Annotated in this window: 18 protein-coding genes, 1 pseudogene and 1 other annotated feature; of the genes and pseudogenes, 4 read left to right on the top strand and 15 right to left on the bottom strand. The window is 45.9% G+C overall.

What is annotated here, in order from left to right; genetic code table 11:
• Positions 1-110 precede the first annotated feature (110 nt).
• The 3 genes from FC47_RS08745 to FC47_RS08735 all read left to right on the top strand — a co-directional run bounded on the left by FC47_RS08745 (position 111) and on the right by FC47_RS08735 (position 2,668).
• Positions 111-1,241, top strand: coding sequence for an ATP-binding protein (locus FC47_RS08745; RefSeq protein WP_039946204.1), 1,131 nt, complete (start codon positions 111-113; stop codon positions 1,239-1,241).
• Positions 1,242-1,568 carry a hypothetical protein gene (locus FC47_RS08740; protein ID WP_006500938.1) on the top strand — a complete coding sequence of 109 codons (327 nt, stop codon included), beginning with the start codon at positions 1,242-1,244 and terminating at the stop codon, positions 1,566-1,568.
• A gap of 275 nt (positions 1,569-1,843) precedes the next feature.
• Entirely contained in the window at positions 1,844-2,668 is an 825-nt protein-coding gene (locus tag FC47_RS08735) for a putative hydro-lyase (RefSeq protein WP_045025319.1), read from the top strand.
• Between the two features lie 116 nt (positions 2,669-2,784).
• Here the strand turns inward: FC47_RS08735 and FC47_RS08730 are convergent, their stop codons facing one another.
• From FC47_RS08730 to FC47_RS08725, 3 genes are read right to left on the bottom strand one after another with little or no spacing between them, the layout of a single operon-like run.
• On the bottom strand, positions 2,785-5,076 hold the full coding sequence (locus FC47_RS08730) for a DUF3427 domain-containing protein (RefSeq protein WP_338039599.1): 2,292 nt from the start codon (positions 5,074-5,076) through the stop codon (positions 2,785-2,787).
• A 54-nt stretch (positions 5,077-5,130) separates the two neighbouring features.
• Positions 5,131-5,751, bottom strand: a complete 621-nt coding sequence (locus tag FC47_RS11080) for a phospholipase D-like domain-containing protein (RefSeq protein ID WP_338039600.1) — start codon at positions 5,749-5,751, stop codon at positions 5,131-5,133.
• 2 nt (positions 5,752-5,753) lie between these two features.
• Complete coding sequence (locus FC47_RS08725; protein WP_039946213.1) at positions 5,754-6,170, bottom strand: (deoxy)nucleoside triphosphate pyrophosphohydrolase; 417 nt, start codon at positions 6,168-6,170, stop codon at positions 5,754-5,756.
• Between the two features lie 505 nt (positions 6,171-6,675).
• Between FC47_RS08725 and nhaC the strand changes: the two genes are divergently transcribed.
• The gene (nhaC, locus tag FC47_RS08720) at positions 6,676-8,061 is read left to right on the top strand and encodes a Na+/H+ antiporter NhaC (protein WP_006500934.1); all 1,386 of its coding nucleotides are present in this window, start codon (positions 6,676-6,678) and stop codon (positions 8,059-8,061) included.
• 147 nt (positions 8,062-8,208) lie between these two features.
• Here the strand turns inward: nhaC and FC47_RS08715 are convergent, their stop codons facing one another.
• The 12 genes and pseudogenes from FC47_RS08715 to FC47_RS10675 form a co-directional block, all read right to left on the bottom strand.
• Positions 8,209-9,627, bottom strand: a complete 1,419-nt coding sequence (locus tag FC47_RS08715; RefSeq protein ID WP_006500933.1) for an NAD-dependent succinate-semialdehyde dehydrogenase — start codon at positions 9,625-9,627, stop codon at positions 8,209-8,211.
• Between the two features lie 1,057 nt (positions 9,628-10,684).
• On the bottom strand, positions 10,685-12,103 hold the full coding sequence (locus FC47_RS08710; protein WP_006500932.1) for a Na+/H+ antiporter NhaC family protein: 1,419 nt from the start codon (positions 12,101-12,103) through the stop codon (positions 10,685-10,687).
• A 15-nt stretch (positions 12,104-12,118) separates the two neighbouring features.
• Positions 12,119-13,159 carry an aldo/keto reductase gene (locus FC47_RS08705; RefSeq protein WP_006500931.1) on the bottom strand — a complete coding sequence of 347 codons (1,041 nt, stop codon included), beginning with the start codon at positions 13,157-13,159 and terminating at the stop codon, positions 12,119-12,121.
• A 1-nt stretch (position 13,160) separates the two neighbouring features.
• Complete coding sequence (locus tag FC47_RS08700; protein ID WP_006500930.1) at positions 13,161-13,511, bottom strand: TIGR04076 family protein; 351 nt, start codon at positions 13,509-13,511, stop codon at positions 13,161-13,163.
• 805 nt (positions 13,512-14,316) lie between these two features.
• Positions 14,317-15,327: an aspartate--ammonia ligase gene (gene asnA / locus FC47_RS08695; protein ID WP_006500929.1), complete on the bottom strand. Its 1,011-nt coding sequence runs from the start codon at positions 15,325-15,327 to the stop codon at positions 14,317-14,319.
• 64 nt (positions 15,328-15,391) lie between these two features.
• Positions 15,392-15,643 (bottom strand) — a binding site (T-box leader).
• Between the two features lie 107 nt (positions 15,644-15,750).
• Positions 15,751-15,963, bottom strand: a complete 213-nt coding sequence (locus FC47_RS08690) for a hypothetical protein (RefSeq protein WP_006500928.1) — start codon at positions 15,961-15,963, stop codon at positions 15,751-15,753.
• 42 nt (positions 15,964-16,005) lie between these two features.
• Positions 16,006-18,384, bottom strand: a complete 2,379-nt coding sequence (secA2, locus tag FC47_RS08685) for an accessory Sec system translocase SecA2 (RefSeq protein WP_006500927.1) — start codon at positions 18,382-18,384, stop codon at positions 16,006-16,008.
• The gene (gene asp3, locus FC47_RS08680) at positions 18,381-19,262 is read right to left on the bottom strand and encodes an accessory Sec system protein Asp3 (RefSeq protein WP_039946202.1); all 882 of its coding nucleotides are present in this window, start codon (positions 19,260-19,262) and stop codon (positions 18,381-18,383) included. Before asp3 ends, secA2 begins: the two co-directional genes overlap by 4 nt.
• Positions 19,263-19,266: 4 nt before the next feature.
• Entirely contained in the window at positions 19,267-20,754 is a 1,488-nt protein-coding gene (gene asp2 / locus FC47_RS08675; protein WP_006500925.1) for an accessory Sec system protein Asp2, read from the bottom strand.
• On the bottom strand, positions 20,735-22,309 hold the full coding sequence (gene asp1 / locus FC47_RS08670) for an accessory Sec system protein Asp1 (protein WP_048344857.1): 1,575 nt from the start codon (positions 22,307-22,309) through the stop codon (positions 20,735-20,737). The genes asp2 and asp1 overlap by 20 nt, the downstream gene beginning before the upstream one ends.
• Positions 22,306-23,466 carry a preprotein translocase subunit SecY gene (locus FC47_RS08665; protein WP_006500923.1) on the bottom strand — a complete coding sequence of 387 codons (1,161 nt, stop codon included), beginning with the start codon at positions 23,464-23,466 and terminating at the stop codon, positions 22,306-22,308. Before FC47_RS08665 ends, asp1 begins: the two co-directional genes overlap by 4 nt.
• A gap of 90 nt (positions 23,467-23,556) precedes the next feature.
• A pseudogene (locus tag FC47_RS10675) lies at positions 23,557-24,348 on the bottom strand (accessory Sec-dependent LPXTG-anchored adhesin); the annotation flags it as partial.

Raw genomic sequence — 24,348 nt, 5'->3', positions numbered from 1 at the left:
TTTTCACTAAATTGCTCAAATAAGGATCCAAAAAGAATAACAATATTTTTGTAACAATTTAGGCCCTTCTTATTTATAATTAGAATATTATAATGATTGGGGATGAATGCATGAACGAGCTGACAAAAAGACACCTGCTGATCATTGGACAGACCGGCAGCGGTAAGACGACCTCAACTTTAACCTTGTTGGATCAATTGCAGAGCAGCGGCCAAGCCAACATTGTCCTGGATCCTACCGGTGAATACGCGCAGCTGCCAAATGCCATCGTTTACCGCTTGGGCGAGAACGCTTATCTGGAACCTGGTGAATTTTCGGCTGCTCAGTTGATTGAGGCGCTGGGACTGCATTTTGACGAACGTCTCAACACAGCCGCCGCTTCAGCAGTCAATGACCTGCGTATTCAAAACAATCTGCGGAATCAGTCCGGCTGCTATCAGCGCATCAGCCAGCCAATCGCTGCTCACCAGCAGGAACTGGAAAAACTTGGTCGCTGGTCAAAATCATATGCCGTTCAGCTGCTGCCCGACCAGTTAATTGAAGAATTGGTGATCCCATATGACGATCAGCGTGCCGACTATCAGCTGCTTGGCCAGACCTATGACCGACAGCTGATTGCGGCAGAATGGCCCAAAATCATTCAGCTAAGAGAATTACTGGCCAGTTTGGCAGTACGGGAATTGTTCGGTACGATTCATCAGCCTCAACAGGTTAAAACCGAGCTCAATTTCGTGCTGCAGATGTTTTTAAATCAGCGCAGCGCCCACAAAACGCTGGTAATCGACCTTTCCACTCTGAAGACGCTCGCGATTGGTCAACGGGCCGTCATCTCACTTTTAATGAAACGGATTCTGGAGCACCGTCTGCAGCATAACGCGGCTTTTTCCGTCAATATTATAATTGATGAGGCCCACCGCTATCTCCCAGCTAATGAGACCAAGCTGGCTGAAAACGGGATTTTCCAGGTTCTGCGTGAAGGTCGCAAGGTTGGACTAAACATGATTCTAACCACGCAATCACCATTGGACCTGCCAGCCAAACTGCGCTCTCAGTTTCCTAATCTGCTGGTTCACCATCTGGCCAGTCCCGAAGAAATCAGCAGTCTCAATCTGGATGCACAATTAGTCGCCACCGTCAGCGGACTGGGGATCGGTCAAGCTGTTGCCTGTCAATTAAATCAGCCGCCGCGCGTAATCGACGTACCGCTGCCTGGCTGGTCGAACAACAAGGAGGATTTTTAAATGTGCCTGTTCATCATTTTGATGGTTTTATTTTTAATCGCCGCGGGAATCGTTATGGCGATGGCCACGACGTTTATGTGGGCCATTATTTTTGCCGTGGTCTGCGGAATTCTGGTCTATAGCATGCTGGCCTGGCTGTTTCGTTGGTATCGCAGCGCGGCCATGGTCGATCATCCTTCCAGTCGTTCGGCCCTGCTCTATACAATCGTCATTATCTTGATTCTGATCGGGATCGTGAAATGGCATGACCACCGTACTGACCATCGCTTCGACTATGCGCAGCCACAGATCATCCAGGTCGAATCCACAACTGTCAAAAAATTATGATTAAAAAGAGCCGGCAGTTTCTGCCGACTCTTTTTTAAATGCATTACTTATGCAGCTGGTCGTTTGAATGGCCAATAACCATGGCTTGTCCAAAACAGCCGCGTGTTATTTTTAACTATCGCGTTTACCAAGAGCCGACTGAGTTAAGTTTCAGAGTCTGATTGCTTAATTTAGCCAGTTTAGCAGCAAAATAGGTTTGCAAATGATCATCTAACAGCTATCATTTAATGCAAATCTAATCTTCACATCATTATATAATCCAAGAGGTGAAATACATGCCCGCTTTTGATATTCGGCCCTACATCCAGCAAACACCGGCTCAGGTCCGGCAAAAGATTCGTGCTGGGCAAATCGATTTTCCAACTGCTGGAATGGCAGCCGGCTACGCGCAAGCCAATCTGGTAATTCTGCCGCAAATCTATGCGCATGACTTTCGTGAATGGATTCGGCAAAATCCGCAAGCCTGTCCGCTGTTGGAAACCGTCAAACAAACACCCTTGACCAAGACGATTGCACGGCACGCCAACATCTGTACGGATATTCCGCGTTACCGTCTCTATGAAAACGGCCATTTTACTAAAGAGATTACCGATGCCACTCCGTATTGGCAGACGGATATGGTTGGCTTTCTGATTGGCTGCTCTTTTTCGTTTGAAGAAGCCCTGCTCAAAGCCGGCATTGAGATTCGTCATCTGACTGAAAAGCACAACGTTCCCATGTACAAAACGAGCGTAATGACCAATCCCGTCGGCCGTTTCAAAGGTCCCATGGTGGTTTCAATGCGGCCTATGTCGCCGGCTAAAGCTCAGCTGGCCCGCCAGATTACGGCCCAGATGCCTAACGTTCATGGGGCGCCGATCCAAATTGGCGATCCAGCTGCAATTGGCATCTCTGACCTTAATCATCCGGACTATGGCGATGCTGACACGATCAAGCCAAGCGAAGTGCCAGTCTTTTGGCCATGTGGCGTAACTCCACAAGCAGCAATCGAAAACGCCAAGCTGCCTTTGGTAATCACTCACGCGCCAGGACACATGTTTATTACCGATATTCAAAACGCCGAACTAAACGACTATCTAGACGCCCACCAGCCTGAATGATCGCAGCTTAATCACTTGCTTGCCCAATTGGCTGTGCCTGTCGACTGATTCTATTATCTAATTACACCCAAAAATCGCACCGCTTCATTAATTGAGCAGTGCGATTTTAATTTATTTTAGTCAATCAACGAATGATAGCGCGTGTAAGAAACTGGCTGATCAAGCTCTAAGTTCATGGAAACGATTGGCTTGCCGTCATGCTGCTCTTGTCGGGCCGATCCCGGCATGTAGCGACACGTGCCTAGATAATAAAAAGTCTTGTCGTCATCAGCATCTGATTTTTTGACAAAGAGTGCCAGCTGCCGATTGCCATCCATAAACTTCTTGACATCAGGACTGTCCAGGCGCCGATTGCCCTTAGAAAAGTAGTGCATGACGTGATCATTTAAGAATTGATCCTCATACTGAATCGAGCGGCTGATGTTTTTAGCCTTATGGTAGGTGACAAAAATCACGCCATCATGCTCATTAAAAAAGTAGCCGCCAATATTTTGCGCGGTTGTATTGACCACATTGTTGATCAGGCGCATGACGTCTTTACGCGTGTACTTCTCGCCCAGCGTAAACCGCTGATCTGCTTGGTAGCGTTTGGCCCGCAAAAGCCCGGTCTTGATGCCATCTTGCCAAAGGCGGCTGAACCACGCATCGTTTTTTAATGAATTGCGCAGCTCTTCATTTAGCCGATAGATCCGCGCTGCCTGATCAAATATTACGATTGGGCGGCCGCCATAATCAGCACGAGACGGCGCCGCATTCTTGTTGTAAAAGGTTAGATCCAAAACGCGCCGCATCGAAGCCAGCGTTGCCTCATCAACCAGACAGCCGGCCGCTTTTAGCTGCTGCTTGAGTTCTTTTTCCGTAACCGTTGCCTGATTCAACAGATCATCCAATAAGATCAGTTCATGACGCCGCTTGCCATTTAACAGTTCCGCGTCCAAAAAAGTCAATAGGCGATTTTCATAGTCATTGATCTCAACTGGTTCTTTTTCGCCAATCAAAAACTGCGCGTAATTCTTCTTTTTATTGGCTAAAATCTCAGAATCAATTGAATCGGCAGCCATAAAGTCAGCCAGCAGCGGCACGCGTCCTACTCGCTGCTTCATATTTTGGTAAACCATCCGCAACTTGCGCATGTCATCCAGCTTAACCTGGCGCAGCGACTGGTAGATCCGCTCCTTGGCAATCTCATCAAACGCAATCGTTGACAGCCCAATCGTTGGCTCAATCTCAACGGTTTCCCGCGCGCTGTCTTTGGAATACGAGGCATCCCCCGTCAAGGCAATTGGGATCATGTAGCTGTTCTTGTAGTTGCCGATAAAATCCAACACCTCAACATAGTCTTTGTTTTGGGCTTTGCGCAGACCCCGACCGAGCTGCTGAACGTAGACGATGCTGGAATTGGTGCTGCGCAGAAAAACCACTTGATTGACGCATGGAATATCAATCCCTTCATTGAACAGATCAACTGTCACAATATATTCGATTACACCATCTTCCAGTTCCTTGACCACCTGCTGCCGAACGCTCATTGAATCCGCGCCGGCCAGTGCCTTAGCTGGATGATGCTGTCTGGTTAGTTCCGCTGCCAGCTGGTTGGCTTCTTGCACCGTCGCACAAAAGATCAGCCCATGCAGCTTGGGACCAGAATAGCCATAGTATTCCGTCTGCTGCAAAATATAGTGCACCCGTTCCGCACTGGTCAGATGCTCGATTGCCTGAACCTCTTTTTTATGATGGCTGGCGGCATTTTGATAGCTGGCAATTGTTTCATTGACCTTGGCATCGGCAAACTGATAATCGCTGATGCCCACATAATGAAACGGACATAGCATATCAGCTTCAAGAGCCTGCTGCAGTCTGATTTCGTAGGCAACATGATAGTCGAACAGCTCAAAAATGCTGAAATCGTCATTCCGCTCTGGAGTCGCCGTCATCCCTAAATAAAATTTAGGCTTAAAATACTGCATGATTTTTTGATATGAGCTGGCCCCAGCATGATGAACCTCATCAACCAGGATGTAGTCAAATTCAGTTGGCGAAAATGCTTGTAAATGCGCATCATCTTGTAAGGTCTGCACTGTAGCAAATAAATACTTGGCATCTTTTTCATGTACGTTTCCCGTATACAGGCCATAATTTTCCTTAGGACCGCCAATGACTTTTTGAAAGCTGCGGGCTGATTTGCGCAGAATTTCTTCACGATGGGCTAAAAACAGCATCCGCTTTGGCTTGGCATTGCGAACATCAAACGCACCCAAGTAGGTCTTCCCCGTCCCCGTTGCTGAAATCACCAGGCCACGATCCTTGCCGGCTTCACGCAGCTGAGCAATCTGTGCCAGAGCATCTTTTTGCATCTGATTAGGTTCGATTCGCTCATCATTGATCTCTGGCTGACCATTTTTAACCATCTTCGCTACGGTCTGCGCTGCTTGATGATTCTTTTGATAAACCAGCTGGTACTGCTACTGCGCAATCCATTGGTCGGTCAATGGCTGCGCATTTCGCCATTCATCCTCGATATTTTCACTGACTTGCCGCGTGATGTCGCCATTGTTCAGCGAGTTGACCTGCAGACTCCACTCATAGTTGCGCATCAAGGCGTTCTCAGTCAGGTTGGCACTGCCGATGATGATCGTCTGGTAGCCGTCATGTTGAAAAATATAGCCTTTTTGATGAAACCCATCCACCTTAGCAATTTTAACCGTCAAGCCTGGAATCTTGAGCAGCTCATTAAAGGCCTTGGGTTGATTAAAGTACAGATAGTCAGAAGTCAATAAGCGGCCCTGGACACCATGATCAGCCAGTTGTTTGAAGACCGGCTTTAAGCATGAAATCATTGCGTCCGTCACAAAAGCCACCGCGAAAATATAACTGCGGCAAGTCTGCAATTCGTGACGCAGCTGATTCCAGATCTGGTTACCCGCTTGATTGGTCAGCAGCTTAGGGCCGAGATCGCCAACCGTGGCAAATTCATCTTGATCAACATAACCATTCAATAATGAGCCATGAATCTCTTCTACCAGCTGATCACTATCGCCTTTCTGCAAGCGTTTTAAAATCTTACCGTAGTCAACGCCAGCCATTGTTAAAACGCCGCCTTTCCCAGCTCAGCCTGGGCAATGGCTTTGGCAATCGGCAAGTCGGCGTCGGCCCAGTGCAGCTGCATCAGCTCTGCTTGATCACACCATTTAACTTGACTATGAGCAATCAGATCAAAATGATGCGTATCCAGTTTGGCATAATAAACCGTCAAATGAATCTCGCCAAAATCATATTGTTTGATGGCGGTTGGCGCGGCTTGGCGTCCAACTTCAATCTGATCATTGAATTCTTCTCTTAACTCACGCTTTAAGGCTGTTTGAGGATCCTCGCCCGGCTCAATCTTGCCTCCAGGAAACTCCCACAATGCGCCTAAAATCCGATCATCACTGCGTTTGCTTGCTAAAATCTGGTGTTGCTCATTTAAAATGGCAGCTCCCACAACATATATTTTTTTGGTCATGTTTACTGATTCCTTTTTGCATAGATTAGTTTCATTATAAAGCGCGCCAATAATTGGATCCAGCGACTTTTTAATCTTCATTGTGAAAGCGTTTTGATTAAAATGAAATTAAAAAATCATCAGAATTTTGCTTGCTATTCATTTTTTTAAGTGATATATTAATGCCAACGAAATTTACGAGTGGTCGTCAAGTAGAGCTGCACCTCAGTGTTCAGAAAACCGGTGGTCGATGCGAACCGGACAGGGTGTCTGTTGCGAAATACCCGACAAAATAAGCCCGTACGGATTGGGCCGGTACCGTTAGCAACTGGCAAGAGTGAAAAGCTGTTATTGACTCTTTTCAGTTGGGTGGTACCACGTTTAGGCGTCCCGATTAGATTTAATCTAGTCGGAGCGCCTTTTTTATTGCTCGAGGGGGAGAAAATTATGAAACGATATTATCGTCATTATCTGCAATCCAAATGCCGTTAAACAAATCAGCTTAAAAACATGAGGTGTCGATAATATGACTAAGAAAATTGAATTTAAAGAATCTGTTGCAATCCTGTTGATTATGTTGATCATCTTGGGCAGTGGCGTAATTGGCTTCGGTCTTTCACCACAGGTACCGGTCTTGACCGTGATCGCGTTCCTGGTCTTCTGGCTGGCCCTGCGCCACGTATCTTGGGATGACATTATGAAAGGAATTACCAAGGGAATCTCAACTGCCATCATTCCCATCTTTATCTTTATTTTGATTGGGACTTTGATTGCCGTTTGGATTCAAGCCGGAATTATTCCTTCACTGATGGTCCTGGGCTTTCATTTAATCAGTGCTCGTTTCTTTGTGCCATCGGTCTTCATTGTCTGCTCGCTAGTCGGACTGGCCATTGGCTCTGGCTTCACCACCATCTCAACCGTAGGAATCGCCCTGTTTGGGATGGGATCAACCTTAGGCGTTAACCCAGCTTTAACGGCGGGGGCCATTATCTCCGGTGCCGTTTTTGGTGATAAGATGTCGCCGCTTTCGGATTCGACCAACCTGGCCTCGGCTGTTGCTGAAGACGACTTATTTGATCACATTAACAATATGATGTGGTCCACCATCCCCGCCTTCTTGGTTTCCCTGATCGTCTTTTTCTTCTTGGGTCAAAGCAATAAGGGAACATCGCTTGCCAGCATCGCTTCAGTAAGTTCGACTCTGACTAAGCACTTTGCCGTTTCCTGGTGGGCAGCACTGCCAATTATTTTAATGTTTGTCTGTGCCTGGAAAAAACTGCCAGCCATCCCCACCCTGTTTTTAAATATCATCGTTTCAACCGTGATGATCTTTATCAACAATCCACAGTTGGGCGTCGCTAAATTTGCCACGTTGATTGAAAGCGGCTTTGTCTCCAAGACTGGCAACAAGGCCGTCGACGCGCTGCTGACCCGGGGCGGCATCTCCAGTATGATGGGCACCGTTTCTTTGATCATCATGACCTTGGCCCTTGGTGGGATCTTGATGCATATGGGAATCATTGAAAGCGCCATGAAGCCTTTAGTAGCTAAATTAAACAAGCCAGGCCGTCTGATTACGGCAACGATCTTTGCGGGAATCGGCGTCAACCTATTCGTCGGCGAGCAGTACCTTTCCGTCATCCTGCCTGGGAATGCCTTCAAGCCAGCCTTTAAGCGCATTGGTCTTTCCCCGTTGGCATTGAGTCGGACGCTGGAAGATGGTGGCAGCGTCATCAACTACTTGATTCCTTGGGGCGTGGCCGGTTCATTCGTCGCCTCTGCCCTGGGTGTCCCGGTATTGGAATTCCTGCCATTCACCCTGTTTAGTCTGTTATCGCCACTCTTCTCAATCTTGAGCGGTTTTTCAGGTATCGGTCTCAAATGGCAGCCTGGTCACGGACCAAAAGCATAATAAATATGAAGAAAACTGCCGAGTTGATAATCAGCTCGGCAGTTTTTTATTGAGAGCACCAGGTCAAGATGACTTGATGCCTACATATATATTGGAGGATTTTTGCAATCTGCCATTTTTTGATTTAATGGCCAGCTCGATTAAATCCTAGACAAAACCGCCAATCGTATGGTTAAGATCGATCTTGTCGTATGGATTGCGCATAATCATCTGTTCATTGGCAAATGCCAGAATACCAGCCCGCCCTAGTTCACGACCATAGCCGGAATTCTTGACCCCGCCAAACTGCAATTCAGGAATTGAACCCCGGAAGTTGTTGCAGTAAACGGCACCAGTCTCAATCTTGGATGCCACTTCGGCTGCATGCTTGGAATGGCCGGCAAAGACTTGTCCACCCAAGCCATAATGAGAGTCGTTGGCCAGCTTAATGGCTTCCTCTTCATCCGCCACCTTGTAGACAACCCCGACTGGACCAAAGAATTCTTGATAGTAGGCCGGATTATCGCGAGTAACGTCGGTTAAGATCACAGCCGGCATCCAGAAACCGTTTGGCGTTGGCGTCGGCGCGTCAAGATTACCATAAGCCAGCGTTGCCCCATGCGCGATGGCGTCCTTAACCTGCTGGTGCAGATCATCAGCCGCGCTCTTAGAACTTAGCGGTGCCAAGGTTGTCTTAGGGTTCATCGGGTCGCCCATCTTAGCCTTGCTGAATTCTTCTTTCAGCATTTCCAGGAACCGGTCGTAGTTCTTTTCCGTAACGATAAACCGCTTAGCTGAGGTACATTCTTGGCCAGCATTGAACAGCCGTGCCATGTAGAGGATTTTCTTGATGTCATCCAGGTCAGCATCATCCAAAACAATAAACGGATCCGAGCCGCCCAGCTCCATCGTGCTCTTCTTCAAATACTTACCGGCTTCAGCAGCAATCTTTTGTCCCGCTCGTTCAGAACCAGTCAAGGCAACCCCGCTGACTCGTGGATCGGCAATGATTTTTTCAATCTGGTCATAGGTAACGAACAGGTTAACCAGAGATCCTTCCGGTGCGCCAGCCTCCAAGGTATACTTTTCCAGCAGTGAAGCCGTGGTCGGAACGGAACTGGCCTGCTTGAACATAACTGGGTTGCCCAGCATAAAGTTAGGCGCAAACACACGCATGACTTGGTAATATGGGAAGTTCCAAGGCTCAACCGCCATGATGACCCCCGTCGAATGGTATTCGTAATGTGCGTCACCCATGATCGTGTAGACGCGCTGTGGCCGCAGCAGATCCTTGGCATTGTCGGCATACCAGTTGGCAATCATTGCTGACAGAGCAACTTCAGCTTTCGCCTCGCCAAAAAGCTTTCCCATGTCTTGAACCATTGCTTTTGCCAGTTCATCTTGATGCTTCATCAAATTGTCCGCAACTGCGTGAAGGATCTCGGCCCGGCCGTCGAGTGGTTGATTGCGCCATTCGTGGTACAGAGCATCGGCTTTTTGCAGCTTGTCTTCCACGTATTCATCACTCTGATTTTCATAAGTCTTTTTCAATTCGCCCGTATATGGGTAGATTGATTGATAAGCCATTATTGAAAATACCCCTTTCTTTAGCAGCATTGAACTTGATAAACGATTATGCGTCTGGCTTTGAAATCGTTTACGACTCTATTTTAGTCAGAAAATTAAAAATGTCACGTATTAGCGATAATTTTATCAAATTTTGTCTTGACATCATAGCTCTGATTGGTCCGAAAGTGTTGATATATAGGGATTTTATAAGTTTTAATTTTTATTTTTAATTAAATAATCGTTTGTTCATGGATTCACATTGATTATGATTAGCAGTAAAGGTCAAAATTAATCCCAATCCATTTAATGATATTGACACCATTATTAGCCGTTGACTGCCTACTAAATTTAATGCGAATTATTCATTTTTGATACCGGGAATGATTATTATCACCGCATGAAACCAACTTCGGTTAAATCATTTCAACCACCAACTGCTGTCATAAAAGTCAAGCCGCATCTTCCAGCTAACGATCCAGTCCGATGATTAGATGATTAATCGGATCTTAGCCAAAAAAGTTTCTCGAAATATCTCATAATGACATCAACCACCCGAGGATTCAGGGTGTGTCAAATGACATAACTCAAATCAATAAAAGCCAAACCATTCATTGATTTAATAGTGCATCACGGGGAGCATTAGCCAAATACCCATGGAAGAATGAGCTGACCGTCAGTTTGTGAAGAAATTCAAGTTTGACAAGCTGTCAGCCCGGAAACTACCTACTATTCCTTGGTTTTTCGCGGAAAGTAGGTAATGAGATTTTTGTCATACGTATTATGCAAAATTATTTGCATAATACGTGGTGATCACTATTTCTTTCCCGGTGCGAGCCGTTTGACGTTAATTACGAGATTTTAAGCTTGCAATGAGTCAATCTTTATGATCAAAAAAAGCCTGCCCTCGATTTGGAAGGCAGGTTTTTGAATTTCACCGTCTCTGATTATGGCAATCATTAGTGGCAAATATTTTTTTGAATAAAGGTACCAGATTTTGCACTGGTATGGATGTTTTCCAGTACTCGCTACTTTTTCGTCCTATGATTAAAGTTACTTAGCCGCCAATTAAGTATCTTTAAATTTCAACAGTCTCATCCAACTTGTCAACTGATTCTGGAACTTCTTGACGCCGACCCCAACCTGTCAAAACCGCAACTAAGAATGTCAAAAATAGACAAAAGGCGTAGATCGTGCCGCCTGCAACAATAACCGGTGAAAGCTTAGTCATTGCTGAGCCGATAAAGACAAACACACTCATAAACGGAATGATAGCTGGTAAACTATTGGCAGTCCCATCTAAAAGGTTTGCGCGTCGATATGGATGAATGTTACGCGCATGGCCAATTTTATTGACAATTGGTCCTGCCGTTAAGATTGACGCACTGGTCACACCGCCAAACATAATCGTAATCAGCGAGATTCCGAGCATTGCAATTAATTCGGTTCCACGAGCTGTCTTACCATATCGACTGGCAAGAATTCGATCAGCCAGGTAGTCAAGCATGCCAGCCCGCATCAGTACACCCATAATGCCAAACACCGAGATTACCAGTGCAACGGTTGGCAGAATATTATTGATCCCGTCTACCAAAAAGCCAGTTACCTCATTTTTACTAGGATGGTTGGCAAATACATCAGAAAATCTAAACAGCTTAAAAAGCAATCCAGTAATCGTTCCCAGCGTCAATCCGGTCAAAATTCCCGCATAGATGTTGCGAGTCCTTACCGAAACGATCAGCATAACTACAACCGGTACTAGCATAATCAATGGTGCTGGTGAGGAGGCAGCTGATATCTTCCCGCCTTGGTATGTTCCGCCGATTCCGCCAATAATTGCATAGATTATCAGTGTAATACTGCTGGCCACCAGTGAGTACTTCAAACGGCTGTTTACGACTCCTCCAATATCGGCTGGCCGCCCATCATTAAACTGCTGTGTTGAAGAAGATGCAATCGTAGTATCTGAAATTGGCGCTAGATTATCACCAAAAATAGCTCCCGAAACAATGCTGCCTGCCATCATCATCGAATTTGCACCTAGCAAAACACCAGCTGGGTAAAAAATAGGAAAGGCAATAAACATTGTACCAATTGAAGAACCTGTTGCCGTTGATACAATGCAGGTTGCAACAAAAGTGAAGGCAACAAAAAGTGCGCCGTGAATGCCAGTTGCATTAGCCAGCCATACAAATCCATTTGACAAGCCGCAAAGTTTGATCAAAGCACTAAACATCCCGACCATCAGCAAAATAACGACAACCGAGATGGAAGTAATTGAGCTGATTCCTTCAATTGCCGCCTCCCAAAACTGCTGATAGCTTTTACAAAAGATGCCACCAATCAATAAAGCTAAAAAACCGCCGACTGCCAATGCTTCCATATTAAAGGCCCGACAGATCACAAACAGATAAATACAGCTAAACGTGTAGATTGCTACTGGGATTAATGACATAAACATGCCACCACGAAATTGCAGCGTTGATTTTTGATTCATTTAACTGCCTCCTTTTTAGTGGTCTAAATCGGTCAGAATAATTCCTTGGTAACGTGGCGAGGTCCGTTCAAGTTCATAGCACTCACCAGCTGGCGTCGGATATTGAGCAATAAACTCTCGGATGGCCTGCATTTCATCAGCCGACAACTCAAATTCCAGAGTCCGCAGATTGTCAGCAACATGTCTTGAACTGCGGGTGCCAATCATGACGGCGCCGACCCCAGGCTGATTCAAAATATATTGGGTCACGACATTAGCAATTGATACCTGATGCGTCGCCGCAATTTCTTTAAGCAGCGGCAATAGTTTCTGCAAACCATCCCACCCTAGCGAATCCTCGATAATCTGCATATATTTGACTTGAGAGCGTGTCTCTGGCCGATCGTATTCTTTTCCTAGGTATTTCTCGGATAAAAAACCACCAGCCAGTGTTCCATAGGCAAATGTATAAATATTGTGGGCAGCGCTATACTTAAGCAGCGATCTTTCCGGACGCCGGTCAAACAGCGAGTACTGGGCCTGATTTGAGACAACGTTGATACCGGCGTCGACCATCTGCTTCAGCCGTTCCGTATCCATGTTGCACATGCCAATATTGCGAATTTTTCCTTTTTTCTGCAGTCTTGCCAATTCAAACGCTGTATCCATCATGCCGGCAACGTTAAAGTCCCACCAATGAAACTGCACCAGATCAATCGCCTCACGATGCATTCTCTGCAATGATCGGTCAATGATTCGTTCAACATATTTACGATCAACCTTGCTCAGCATGCTTTTATCCGGTACGAACTTGGTATGAACTTGAATATCCTCTTCTTGATAATGACCGGTTGCTTTTAATTCATTTACAAAACGACCAATAATTTCTTCAACGCCTGTATAGATATCAGCACAGTCGAAAGTTGTAAAGCCATGCTCAACCAATTCGTGAAACCCTTGCAATGCATCATCAACATCGGTTTTTCCTTGCAGATTATGCTCGGCCGACAGCTGCCAACAGCCATTAATGACTCGATTGAACGTGTAGCCATTTGCCAATCTGATTTTTTGCTGCATATTAATCTTCCTTTCTTTTGGTTTCGGTCAGTGGAACTACAGTAGTCTTGTTATGATACTGTTTTCGCTTGCCAATCCGCTTGATTTCAAAAAGTGCCTTGCAGTTTGGATCTGGACATGCGATCAAGGTGTCTGACAACATCCAGTCATTGGCATTTAAAACCCGTTGCTTGGCTGGCAACAATGGCAACAGTGCACTTAGTGAGTACATCGAAAATGAATGCGTCTGAGGAAATACCAGATTCTCACCTTCCACCAGAAAATAATCGCCTAATTGATGGCTACAGACAAAGTCAGTTGGATTACCCACTACGGTAACCTTCAAATCATAAAGCTCAAACGAATCATCCATAAAAACCTCCTAAAATTAAAAAACGACAGTCAAAACGACTGCCGGAACAAGATCAAGATGCATCCTGTGGTACCACCCCGGGTTGACATTTTTAATGCCCACTCATCGCATACATACATACGCTAGACTTTGATCACAGAGGTCTTTACTCCGGCGCTGCTACTGATGTCATCACTTTCACGTTGCCCTCGGAAACCCATTCACCAATTTTAGTGCTGCCATTATCTCACCCAACAATGACTCTCTGAAACACCTTTAAAAGGCTACTCTCTTTCCTCAACGGTTTAAATTATTTTTAAAGAATGATAATAAAATAATGAACTTATGTCAACAAAAAATTAAAATAATTTAATTACAAAGATCAGCTATAGTTACCTTGCACTGCTGATTTCACTTAAATTTACTCAACAAATTAATTTACTTTTTTAATTAAAATATAATTTAAAACGACATACTAATCAGTTAAGCAGTTAAACAATTCTAACGCCAAACAAAAACCGAGATACAGTCAGGATCATCCCTTCTGTATCTCGGTTTTACGGTTTCGCCATTTCACACATTGATCATTGGCATTTTACATTTCAAATTAGCTCAGTCCTGTTCTGCTGACTCTGAGAAAGTGATACTGAGGTTAGGAAGTTCGTCCGCAAATAAGACTGATCCAATCAGAATGCAAATGTCGCAATCACCAATCTGCTGCCCACAATGCCAAACCGCTTATTGATAGCAGTTGAAAAACTAGATTCAGCACGACACCGCTTAATTACAGCAGTTGAAAAACTAGATTCAGCACGACACCGCTTAATTACAGCAGTTGAATGCCAGCTTTTTCGCACTTTTCCCGCATATCTTCTGGCCAGATGCTTGCCTGAACCTCGCCAACGTGTGCCTTACCTAACAGCAGCATGCACAGCCGTGACTGACCAATCCCGCCACCAATCGTGTATGGCAGTTCATGGTTCAACAGCATCTTGTGGAATGGCAGTTCGGCACGAGCTTCTTCGCCGGCTTCCTTAAGCTGGTAGCGCATTGCATCTTCATCAACCCGAATCCCCATGCTGGATACTTCCAACTTGCAGTCAAGCGGTTCATACCAGAAGATAATGTCGCCGTTCAAAGACCAGTCATCATAATCAGGGGCGCGGCCATCATGTGGCTTGCCGGAACGACGCAGTTTGTCACCGATCTTCATGACAAAGACACAGCCGAGTTCCTTGGCAATGCGATCTTCACGTTCCATTGGCGTCAGATCTGGCCAGCGATCCTCCAATTCCTGCGTCGTAACGAAGTGGATCTCGTCTGGCAGATGGTGAACGGCTTGTGGGAACTTGTACCAGACTTCATGTTCCATGTGCTTGATAACCTTAAAGATTTTTTTAACCGTGGCCTTTAAGGTTTCTTCGGTTCGTTCTTCTTTAGCGATCACCTTTTCCCAGTCCCATTGGTCAACGTAAATGGAGTGGAAGTTGTCCAGATCTTCGTCTTTGCGGATGGCGTTCATGTTGGTGTAGAGGCCTTCATGCATCCCAAAGCCGTATTTCTTTAAGGCATAGCGTTTCCACTTGGCCAGTGAATGAACGACTTCAATCGTTTCGCCCGGCAGTTCTTTCATCGTGAATGAAACTGGCTGCTCTACTCCGTTCAGGTTATCGTTCAAACCAGTTTTCTTTTCGACGAACATTGGCGCACTCATCCGCTGCAGGTTCAATTCGCGTCCAATCTCATCTTGGAAGGTTTCACGAATGTAGCGAATAGCGGCTTCGGTCTCGCGGACTGACAGCTTTGGATCGTAGTGTTCTGGAATAATCAGACTCATAATAAAAAATCTCCTTGAAACTTAGACTTGAGGGCAAAATAAAAAGCCTTTTGTCCCCGTAGTTTCATGGGACGAAAGGCTTTATTCCGCGGTGCCACCCAAGTTGTCCAGAGATATCCAGACCGCTTTGATCAGAGCACAAACATGCTCCATCGACTGTAACGTGTCGAAAACGTCTGAGCCTACTTTGGATGAATCCATTTGGGTCAGCAACGCGGGGAAGTGTTTTTCGCTGTATCAGGGTCGGCCAAGTTCCCATTATCCTCGGCTCACTTTACGAATGAAAACAGCTACTCGTCTTTCTCATGGTTTTTCAAAACTGTTTGATTGTTTTTTATTTTAATCCATTCTTAGTTTTTTGCAAGTAGTTTTTTAATTTTTTAATGATTTTGATTAAAATCGCCAAGCTGATCAGTCAAGCAGCTACTTCCAAAACATCATCATAATCATCAGCACAACGGCAACGATCACGACCAGATTCATAAAGAAGCGCGGCAGGCCCGAATGGTGATGACCTCTTTCATAAGCCTTTGCCTGTTCTTCTTGAATTTTTTTGAGTCGCTTGCTGGCATGCTGCTCGACGACATTGTCAAGTGAATCATCAGACCCATGGTGATTGATTCTGTGTGTTGCCATCTAAAATCAGCTCCCTAATCATTTTGATTTTCAAATGATAGTCTAAACGAAATATACAACGACCTCACCATCTTCGTTCAAGGCTACCGTACTTAACAACAGGTTGCGAATCGCTTCTTGAGTAACCGCATCAATCATTTGTTTGAAACGACCATATGCTTTTTCATGATAAACCTCCATTGGATTGCGCTGCAGCAGCGTCCACGGCTGGACCAGCGTTTTTAAGTAGCCAAGATAGGCCACCTGGTCAACCCAGCAGTCATCCATTGCCTTAAGCAGTGCCGAACGATAAAACTGATCAATCTGCTTGGAATCAGCAATTGAGTCTTCAATCTGATCTAAAATCTCATTGGTCCGGCATATTAGATAGCTTTTGACTGCTGCCAGATCCTGATAGTTCAAATCAGCAGGAATCTGGGCATCATCATAAGTTATCCAATGATTAACCATTGCCTTTAGATGACCATAATCCCAGCTTGAACGCTTGCTTAAAATCACATCAAAACCGTGTTCTATCCAGTTAAGAGCGGTCTTGCGATAGTCATCAGCGTTCATGATGGCATCCCGCGACTCATAAAAGGCCATTCGCTCCAAGCGCATGCTGTTCTCATAACTGTACATTCGCGCGCGGGTCTGACGCTGACTGACCATGACCTTATCACGTAATAGCAGCAACGACAGCAAAATACGCGGATTGTGCAGACGGTGAGGCTTGGCCTGGTGGTTGAAATGTTTGATGTGACGGCGATAGTATTTGCGAATCACGGGACTGCTGTTTTGCGAAACAAAATTGTCTTCCAGCGAAATGAAAAACCAGCTGTCGCCAGGATCTCCTTGGCGGCCGGCTCGCCCCTGCAGCTGCTCAGCAACGCGCGGATCAAGCATTTCAGTACCAATTACGGCCAGACCGCCTAATTTGGCAACGCCTGGACCAAGCTTAATGTCGGTACCGCGCCCCGCCATGTTGGTTGACACGGTTACGGCATTTTTTTGTCCCGCGTTTTTAATAATCGTGGCTTCGTTGGCTTCGTTACGGGCATTCAGCAGGTTATGCGGAATCCCACGGTTGAGCAGAATCTCAGAAACGATTTCCGAGTTTTCAACCGAACCGGCAATCAGCAAAATCGGCCGCCCTTTTTGATGCAGCTTTTCGGCCAGCTTGATCGCTTCAATCAGCTTTTCGCTAGTCGTCAGATAGACGCGCGGTTGATGATCTTTACGAATGTTTTTGCGGTGTCGCGGAATCTGGACGACTTTCATCTTATAGACATCAATAAACTCATTGGCAGCAATGCGGGCAGTCCCCGTCATTCCAGCAACGTTATTAAACAGCCGAAACAGGCCTTGATAGGTAATTGAAGCAACGGCCTGCCGATTTTCAGAAATCTTGACGCCCTCTTTTTGCTCAACGGCCTGCTGAATCCCGGTGTTGACCTTCATTCCGCGCATTAAGCGACCATTCGCCTCATCCAGCAAGATCACCTCGCCATCCTCAACCATATAGTCGTGCCCACGCTGCTGAACGAAATGCGCCTGCAGAGCCAAGCTGATGTGCCGATACAATTCACGGTGCCGCTCATCAAAAAGACCATTAATTCTAAACCACTGCTCCGCCTTTAAAACACCTTGATGAGTCAGCCAGGCCGATTTATGGTTCCGGCTGCGGCGATAATCGGTTCCGGGCTCCAGACTGCGCACAAACTCGTCAGTCAAGCGATAAAGATTTGACTGCAGTTCCGGCTTGCTAGCAACCACCATTGGCGAATTGGCCCCATCCAAAAACACCGCATCAACCTCATCAACGATTGCATAGTTATAAGGCCGCAGATATTGATCTTCGGGCCGTGAAGCCAGATTATTGAACAGATAGTCAAACGCCAGCGTGCTGCCGGTCGTGTACAAAACATCGGCTTGATACCATTTTCGCTTGTCGGCAACAGTTGCCCGATTGCCCGACTCATCGTCAGGATCAAACCCCAGGCTGCAGGTCAATCCCAGCCATTCATACAGGGCGCTTAATTCTTCTTGGTCACGCTGAGCCAGATAGCGACTGGGCGTCACCAAAATCGCTCCTTTGCCGGTCAAACCATTCAGATAAAGAGGCAGGGCCGCGGTCAGCGTCTTGCCTTCCCCGGTCTTCATCTCGGCAATCCAGCCATGATGAAGAACGATGGCCCCGATCACCTGTACGTCATAAGGATACATCCCTAAGACGCGCCTGGCTGCCTCACGCGCCGTTGCAAACGCCATTGGCAGCAGACTGTTTAAGGATTGGCCGCCCTGGAGCATTTTACGCATGCGCGGAGTCTGAGCCTGCAGTTCTTGATCGCTCATTTCCCGCATCATTGGCGCCAAGGCATTCACTTTGGTCAGGATGTGCCTGGCGCGCTGCAGTTCAAATGAAAATGCCGTCGTTCTCACCTCTTTAATTCATCTTTAATCTGATCCAGCGTCTCTTGAATTGGTACTAATTCCAAGTGCTTAAAGAAATGGCCCTCACTGCCGGTCATTTCATAATTGCTTAGCCGATAGTCAGTCAGCATGACATCCGCGTCAATCAGCCATCCTCGCCAATAAGGACTTTTCTTAACCAATTTGCGCACGACCGGATTTAATCGGTGAGCTGTACTGATAAAGTTTATGCGGCGTTCTTTCAGATTTTCAAAATAAGTGAGCAGCTCACTGTCAACCTGATCAATCTCTTGCCAGGCAACCATCATCAGTGAAAGGTTCGGTACGTCATGACTTTTATCGACTTCTTCGCTGGGAATCATTGCTGTCCTAAGTGACCGCAGCAGCATAATGTTGATTGGCTGTTTTGCATCGATTTTTTTAGGCGTATAAAACGTCAGATTGCCAGTCTGTTCAGTAAAGGCATGCGTCAGTTCCAGCCGCCAAAAAGTAATTGAACGACACCCGCCATTGATCAGCTGCACCTCATAGCGGGTTGCCGCATACGGATAAGTAAAGTTGAGCTGAGAGCCATGCGCGATTTTCTGGTCGATGATCTCGCCTTGAATATCATAAAAAATGATTCGCAGCATTACTGAATTAGCCGGCCTGGCAATGTACTTTGCCTTGATACGATACTCGACCCCACCACGCAAAATCGGCAGCTGAGGCACAAAACGGCTGGCTTGATAGTTAACCGCTGAATACCAAGAAATCATTGCTCGTCCTGGTGCCATCCACTCGTTTTCAAAATGGATCACCTGGTTGTCATAAGCATCGATCCGCGAACCATAACGATAGGTAGTGTCATTTTGCGGCAACCAGTAGATATAGTTGATAACTCGCATCGGCTCACCTCCCAAAATCATGCTGCAGAATCTGACGATAGCGCATCAAAAACCATTGCAGCATTCCCGCACTGTCATCATTGTGACGTCCAGGCAGACTATAGCTGTTCAAACGATTGGCCTGGTTCAGCAAATGACGGCTTAGATCATCAAAAGCCGTGGGGTCATAATCATCGTTTTCCATATAGGCAATACTGAAATTGGTTTTGGTCAGGTCCTGCTGATCCATCAGCCGCAAAAGCATCTCATCATCAATGGCTTGTCCGTCTGCCTCAATGGCGCGTTTGATATCAAATGCCGTCTCAAATTCATCGGGACGGGCCAGACGACTGCGCGTAGCAATTGAGTCCAGATGCACCAATGGCTTAGCTGCGATCACCTCATGCACGCCCATCAAAGCGCCAAATTTAAGCGCACCATACGTTCCCATCGAAATTCCCGATAGAATCAGCTGCTGACGCGTAAAGCCCAGTTTCTGCAGATGCCGATCGATTACTTTAGGGATGGCCTGATTAAAATACTCGCCCGTATAAAACTGGCCACCTTCCAACCGAGAATCGGTAATCAGCAGATATGGCGCATTTAAGCGACGCATCATGAAATATCCTTCGAAGCTTTTTTTGGAGTGATAGCCGGCAAAGTATACGCATAGCGGCGGTTTAAGATCGCCAGGATTAAAGTAATAGGCCAATTCTTCTCTCGTCTTGGGATCGACTAAGCTCTGTCCCCCATTCAGATAGGTCCCCAAACCATAGCGCGTCCACCGATACTCCACGTTGCCCAGACTTAATCGACCGTAGCCGCGGACATAGACGGCCATCGTGATGTATTGATGACCATTGGAAATCTTGGTGTCAACGATCTGCGGACTCTTGAGCTGTTCTTCGGTAAATTCAAAAACGCGTCGTTCCTCACCATAAACAACGGCAAATCGATATTTCAGCTCCACATCGGCATCTTTTTGAAACTGGGGCCAAACCTCCAATTGACGACCCGGATCAACGTAGATATTCTTTCGCGAACTGGCCAGTGGCTGCCAATCCGGCGTATGAATCTGAACCTCCACGCAAGATGAATCTTCATAATGAATCACATCGCGAAACTTGGTATCAAACATCAATGCCGCCGGTGTCAGACTGATACCCTGTTGGCCAACAAAAAAGTAATGCTCAATATTGTTGATAAACTCTTGAATCGGCATAGTCAGCTGCCGTGCCGCCATTTTTTGCAGAAAGACTGCCAGATGATCGTCTTCAATCGCCAAATCTTTAGTCTGAATGACGTTATATGGATCGGTACGCTGCTGTAAAAGTTGCCAGTCAGTCGGCGCTAAGGTTACGGATTCTGAAATGATTATCAGCTGCAGCCGGGCTTTAGGATCTTCTAAAAAACTCAGATCGTTAAAATGCCAGTTCAAAGCAGCTGGAATCTGATAGGCCGTCTGCCAATTATTTTTTCCAAGCTGTAAAACGTTAAGCTTCAAAACGTGCACACCTCTTCCAAAGCAATTGCCAATTATGCAAAATCCGTTTTCCTGAATAATTGTTGATCTGCTGAACCGCGTCAACCCGTGCTCGGTTCCAGTTCTCCATGCTGCCCAAATAAAACTGCAGAGCTGCGGTTAGATCAGCAACGTTGGCAAGCAGTAAACCATTTTCATGATCTCTTACCAGGTCGGTTTTGATCAGATTGATCTGCGGCAGACCAACACTGATTGAAGCCATCTGAACATATGAATCCGGGTTGTTGCCCAGATCCACGACTACGCGAACTTGATCCAACAGCTGCAGCAAGTCGGTCGTCTGCACGATCCTTCTGGTGTAGATCGGTATCGGCTGCCAATGCTGCTGTTTTTCCATTCGTGGGTCAATATCTTTATCAACCAAATCAGGATTGGACGTCATCTGCTCTTCTTCTGGATCAATCAAAAGCCGGGGATGTTCTTGAGCAATTTCTTGAGCGATTTGTCGAGCCTGACTCAATAACCGCTCATCATAGGCTGCAATCTGCAGCCGCTCGCTGTTTTGATTTTGATCAACCATTTCCATGAGCTGAGCTAAGCCTTTTCTTAAATTCAACATCGTCGTCTGCTCACTGACAAACAGCAGAATCGTCTGGGTTGTGTATTCATCGCTATGACCAAGACTGAACTGTGAGGCAAACGTTGGCAGCAGATTGGTCTCAATTTGATCGCCCATGATTTTATGTACATGGCGATCCGCGGCCTCTGAATCCGTGACGATCGTTAAATCAGTCCGTCCATTCATCGGCTTCCAAAAGCGATCATTAGCATGCCATTGACTCGCCTGAATAATCGTTTTAAAGCCATTAAACTGTTTTAAGTCGATTATTTGCCGATCATCAGCTGTTAAGACGATCTGGTCGCTATCCTTATCAAGTCGTTTTTGGATTAAATTTGCAATTGCTTCATTGATCAAATCGTGACGGCTGGCATAATCTGACTGGGTAAAATCGCCTTGATACCGTGAATTGATATGACAGCGACCAGTTTTGGCATCCTCAATTACGCGCCATTCACCATGCAGATTAAAAAAGATCGTTTTTTGCAGTTGGCCCTGCTTATCAAACGTTTGGATGCTTGAGACAAAGCCACGCGTATCCATAATAATATCTTCTTGATGATAGCCGTTTTGCCACCGCTCAATCCGCAGAATCTGGCCAATATTATTGAATAAAAGACGCGCGATATGTTCATCATTGCAAATGGCATCTACACTGAACGGTCCATACTCAAAATAAGTTCCCTTAGGCCAGTTAAAGTCCTGGATATCCACGATTCGGCTGTTGTCTTGCAAAGCAGTATCCTGGATCCAATCGAAGGCCGCCAGCGTATCAGTGGGTGCAACACCTTCCGCGTTTAGCTGCGTAATCAATTGCGGTTTATAGTCCCCAATGATCAAGCCGTAATCTTCATCAGCGTGATTCATGATGCGCATATTGCCAATTGCATCATCAAAGGTAATAATTTGCTGAGTGGAGGCCCAGTCACTAATATCAAGATGCCAAGACGGAACAAAATACTTCATACGCTTTTTAAGATCCCTTCTTTAAGCTTCTGATAGCGTTTAGGAATCGTCAACTCATTAAGTATTTCAACCAGAGATTCCATAAACAGTACCATCATTACGATTGAAATTGGCAATGCATACAGTGGCTGCCAGATCTTAGGAGCTAATAGGCTGCCCGCGACCTGCAGCCCAACCAATAATCCCAAAACCAAAGCACTGAAAAAGTTAAACAGACTCAAGCGTCGTCTAATGAAACGTCGTGTTGGCTTGCCAATTTCCACACCAAGCAGGTAATTGCCGCTATGGCGCATACCCTTTGCGATTTGACGTGGACTAAGCATGACAAATGCAAAAAAATAGTCAATTAAAAACGTCATTACGATTGCAAAGCCAATCTGAAATTTAGGACTGTTCCAAAAGGCCGGCATTTTAAACAACGATGCCACCAGTGAAGGAATAACCAGAAAAGACATCCCCAGCATAAAAGTCATCATCGTTCCTAAATTAAAGCCAATTGGAAACACAGCCGGCTCAATCTGACTTGGTAATGAGATTTGGATCTGTTTGGTTTCATAATGAGCCGCATGGAAAATGATCGTCAGCCAGGCAATCAACAGGCTGCCGATTATCAGTGCCGCCAGCAGCCAGATTCCATTTTTCATTTTCAACAGCTGACGACAAGGCAGAACCAAGCGATTCATATTGGAATGCAGCATATTGCCGACGATCAGAACCACCATACCGCCAATACCGTAAATCGTAGTCACGTTGCCCAGCCATTGAACAAACATTGCGCCGGCCGTCAAGGTTACGATAATCATCAAAACCTTCAATAAATGATCACTGCCGGCTGCCAGACTAAAACCATTGGCAATAATGGCTGCTTCAATCAAGGCAAAAAGCAGCGACAAAAGGTTTTGCAGATACATCAATTGACGCTGTGATATTTCCTCGACAATCGACCATTTCATCATTACCAGCAGTTGAATAATCATCATCGCGGCCATATAAGGACTGAATCCTAGCGAAAACAGCGATAAATCCGGCAGATTAGCACCAGTCAAGATACTGAGCATACTCATATGGTAATGACGAATCATAGTTTGATATTCAACTGTCATCTTAACCAATGGCATCGGTATCTGATTGCCCAATGAATAGACAATAATTGCCATCACCGTAAAAAGCGCTTTTTTTAGGAACTCTTTTGTCGAAACATTTAATTTTTTTCTTTGCAAATCTCTTTCCTGCACTTTCTAGCCTAATTATTGACGTTTACCAAAACCTAGCATCGTCTTTAAAGTGTTTAAAAGTCCAGAATTACGCTGCTGAGTTTGACTTGATGCTGCACTGACGGAAAGCGAGTTCGTTGTACCGGAAAGCTGCTGAGTCTGCGTATCACTCATTGAATCGGCAACTGCCAGTGTATCCACGGTGCTCTGCTGAGTCGTACCATCAATTGAATTGCTGCCTGCGTCCAGGTTGCTCTTAGATGCCGAAAGCAGACTGTTAAGTGAAGTCGAATTACTGATTGCATTTGATGAGCTGTTTGAACGTGAGGCAAACATGCTTTCATAAAGCGTCTGACTTTCAATAGCCGAAACCTCCAAGCTCATTGAATTTGAAGCACTCAACGATTCAAAATTGCTCTTGGATGCTGAAAGCTGGCTGTTAAGCGAGGTTGAGTTGCTGATTACGTTGGACGAACTGTTTGAACGTGAAGCAAGCAGACTTTCATAGATTGCCTGACTCCGTGAAGCCGACTGCATCATGCTTAGCGAAGCCGCCGTTGACGCGCTTTGTGAATTCTGAATTGAGCTGGACGTATTGTTGACGTTAGCTGAAGTTGACGAAGTTGCCGTCGATACAGCAGCCAACCGTGCCATAACTCGATTCCGGGCCGTGGTACTGGTCGTTGTTGCAACTGCATTGGCAGAAACGCTAGCAGATGTTGACTGACTTGCTGAGTTGGCAGCCGTCACGGTTGATGTCGAGGCTGACTCGGAAGCTGAAGTGCTGGTTGATCCAGAAACTACTGCTGATGTAGATGCCGACGT

The sequence above is a fragment of the Limosilactobacillus mucosae DSM 13345 genome (assembly GCF_001436025.1).
Lineage (GTDB): Bacteria > Bacillota > Bacilli > Lactobacillales > Lactobacillaceae > Limosilactobacillus > Limosilactobacillus mucosae.
Note: the sequence above shows the minus strand (reverse complement) of the source record. Positions and strands in the feature narration are given on the sequence as shown.

Excerpts from the sequence above, each read along its gene's own strand:
- FC47_RS08745 (WP_039946204.1), top strand. The coding sequence starts at position 111 with ATGAACGAGCTGACAAAAAGACACCTGCTGATCATTGGACAGACCGGC.
- FC47_RS08665 (WP_006500923.1), bottom strand. The coding sequence starts at position 23,466 with ATGGCAATTATTGTCTATTCATTGGGCAATCAGATACCGATGCCATTG.
- FC47_RS11080 (WP_338039600.1), bottom strand. The coding sequence starts at position 5,751 with ATGGCTGGCGTTGACTACGGTAAGATTTTAAAACGCTTGCAGAAAGGC.
- FC47_RS08705 (WP_006500931.1), bottom strand. The coding sequence starts at position 13,159 with ATGCAGCAAAAAATCAGATTGGCAAATGGCTACACGTTCAATCGAGTC.
- FC47_RS08730 (WP_338039599.1), bottom strand. The coding sequence starts at position 5,076 with ATGGTTAAAAATGGTCAGCCAGAGATCAATGATGAGCGAATCGAACCT.
- FC47_RS08740 (WP_006500938.1), top strand. The coding sequence starts at position 1,242 with ATGTGCCTGTTCATCATTTTGATGGTTTTATTTTTAATCGCCGCGGGA.
- asp3 (WP_039946202.1), bottom strand. The coding sequence starts at position 19,262 with ATGCGAGTTATCAACTATATCTACTGGTTGCCGCAAAATGACACTACC.
- FC47_RS08735 (WP_045025319.1), top strand. The coding sequence starts at position 1,844 with ATGCCCGCTTTTGATATTCGGCCCTACATCCAGCAAACACCGGCTCAG.
- nhaC (WP_006500934.1), top strand. The coding sequence starts at position 6,676 with ATGACTAAGAAAATTGAATTTAAAGAATCTGTTGCAATCCTGTTGATT.
- asp1 (WP_048344857.1), bottom strand. The coding sequence starts at position 22,309 with ATGAAGTATTTTGTTCCGTCTTGGCATCTTGATATTAGTGACTGGGCC.
- FC47_RS08715 (WP_006500933.1), bottom strand. The coding sequence starts at position 9,627 with ATGGCTTATCAATCAATCTACCCATATACGGGCGAATTGAAAAAGACT.
- FC47_RS08690 (WP_006500928.1), bottom strand. The coding sequence starts at position 15,963 with ATGGCAACACACAGAATCAATCACCATGGGTCTGATGATTCACTTGAC.
- FC47_RS08710 (WP_006500932.1), bottom strand. The coding sequence starts at position 12,103 with ATGAATCAAAAATCAACGCTGCAATTTCGTGGTGGCATGTTTATGTCA.
- FC47_RS08725 (WP_039946213.1), bottom strand. The coding sequence starts at position 6,170 with ATGACCAAAAAAATATATGTTGTGGGAGCTGCCATTTTAAATGAGCAA.
- asnA (WP_006500929.1), bottom strand. The coding sequence starts at position 15,327 with ATGAGTCTGATTATTCCAGAACACTACGATCCAAAGCTGTCAGTCCGC.
- FC47_RS08700 (WP_006500930.1), bottom strand. The coding sequence starts at position 13,511 with ATGGATGATTCGTTTGAGCTTTATGATTTGAAGGTTACCGTAGTGGGT.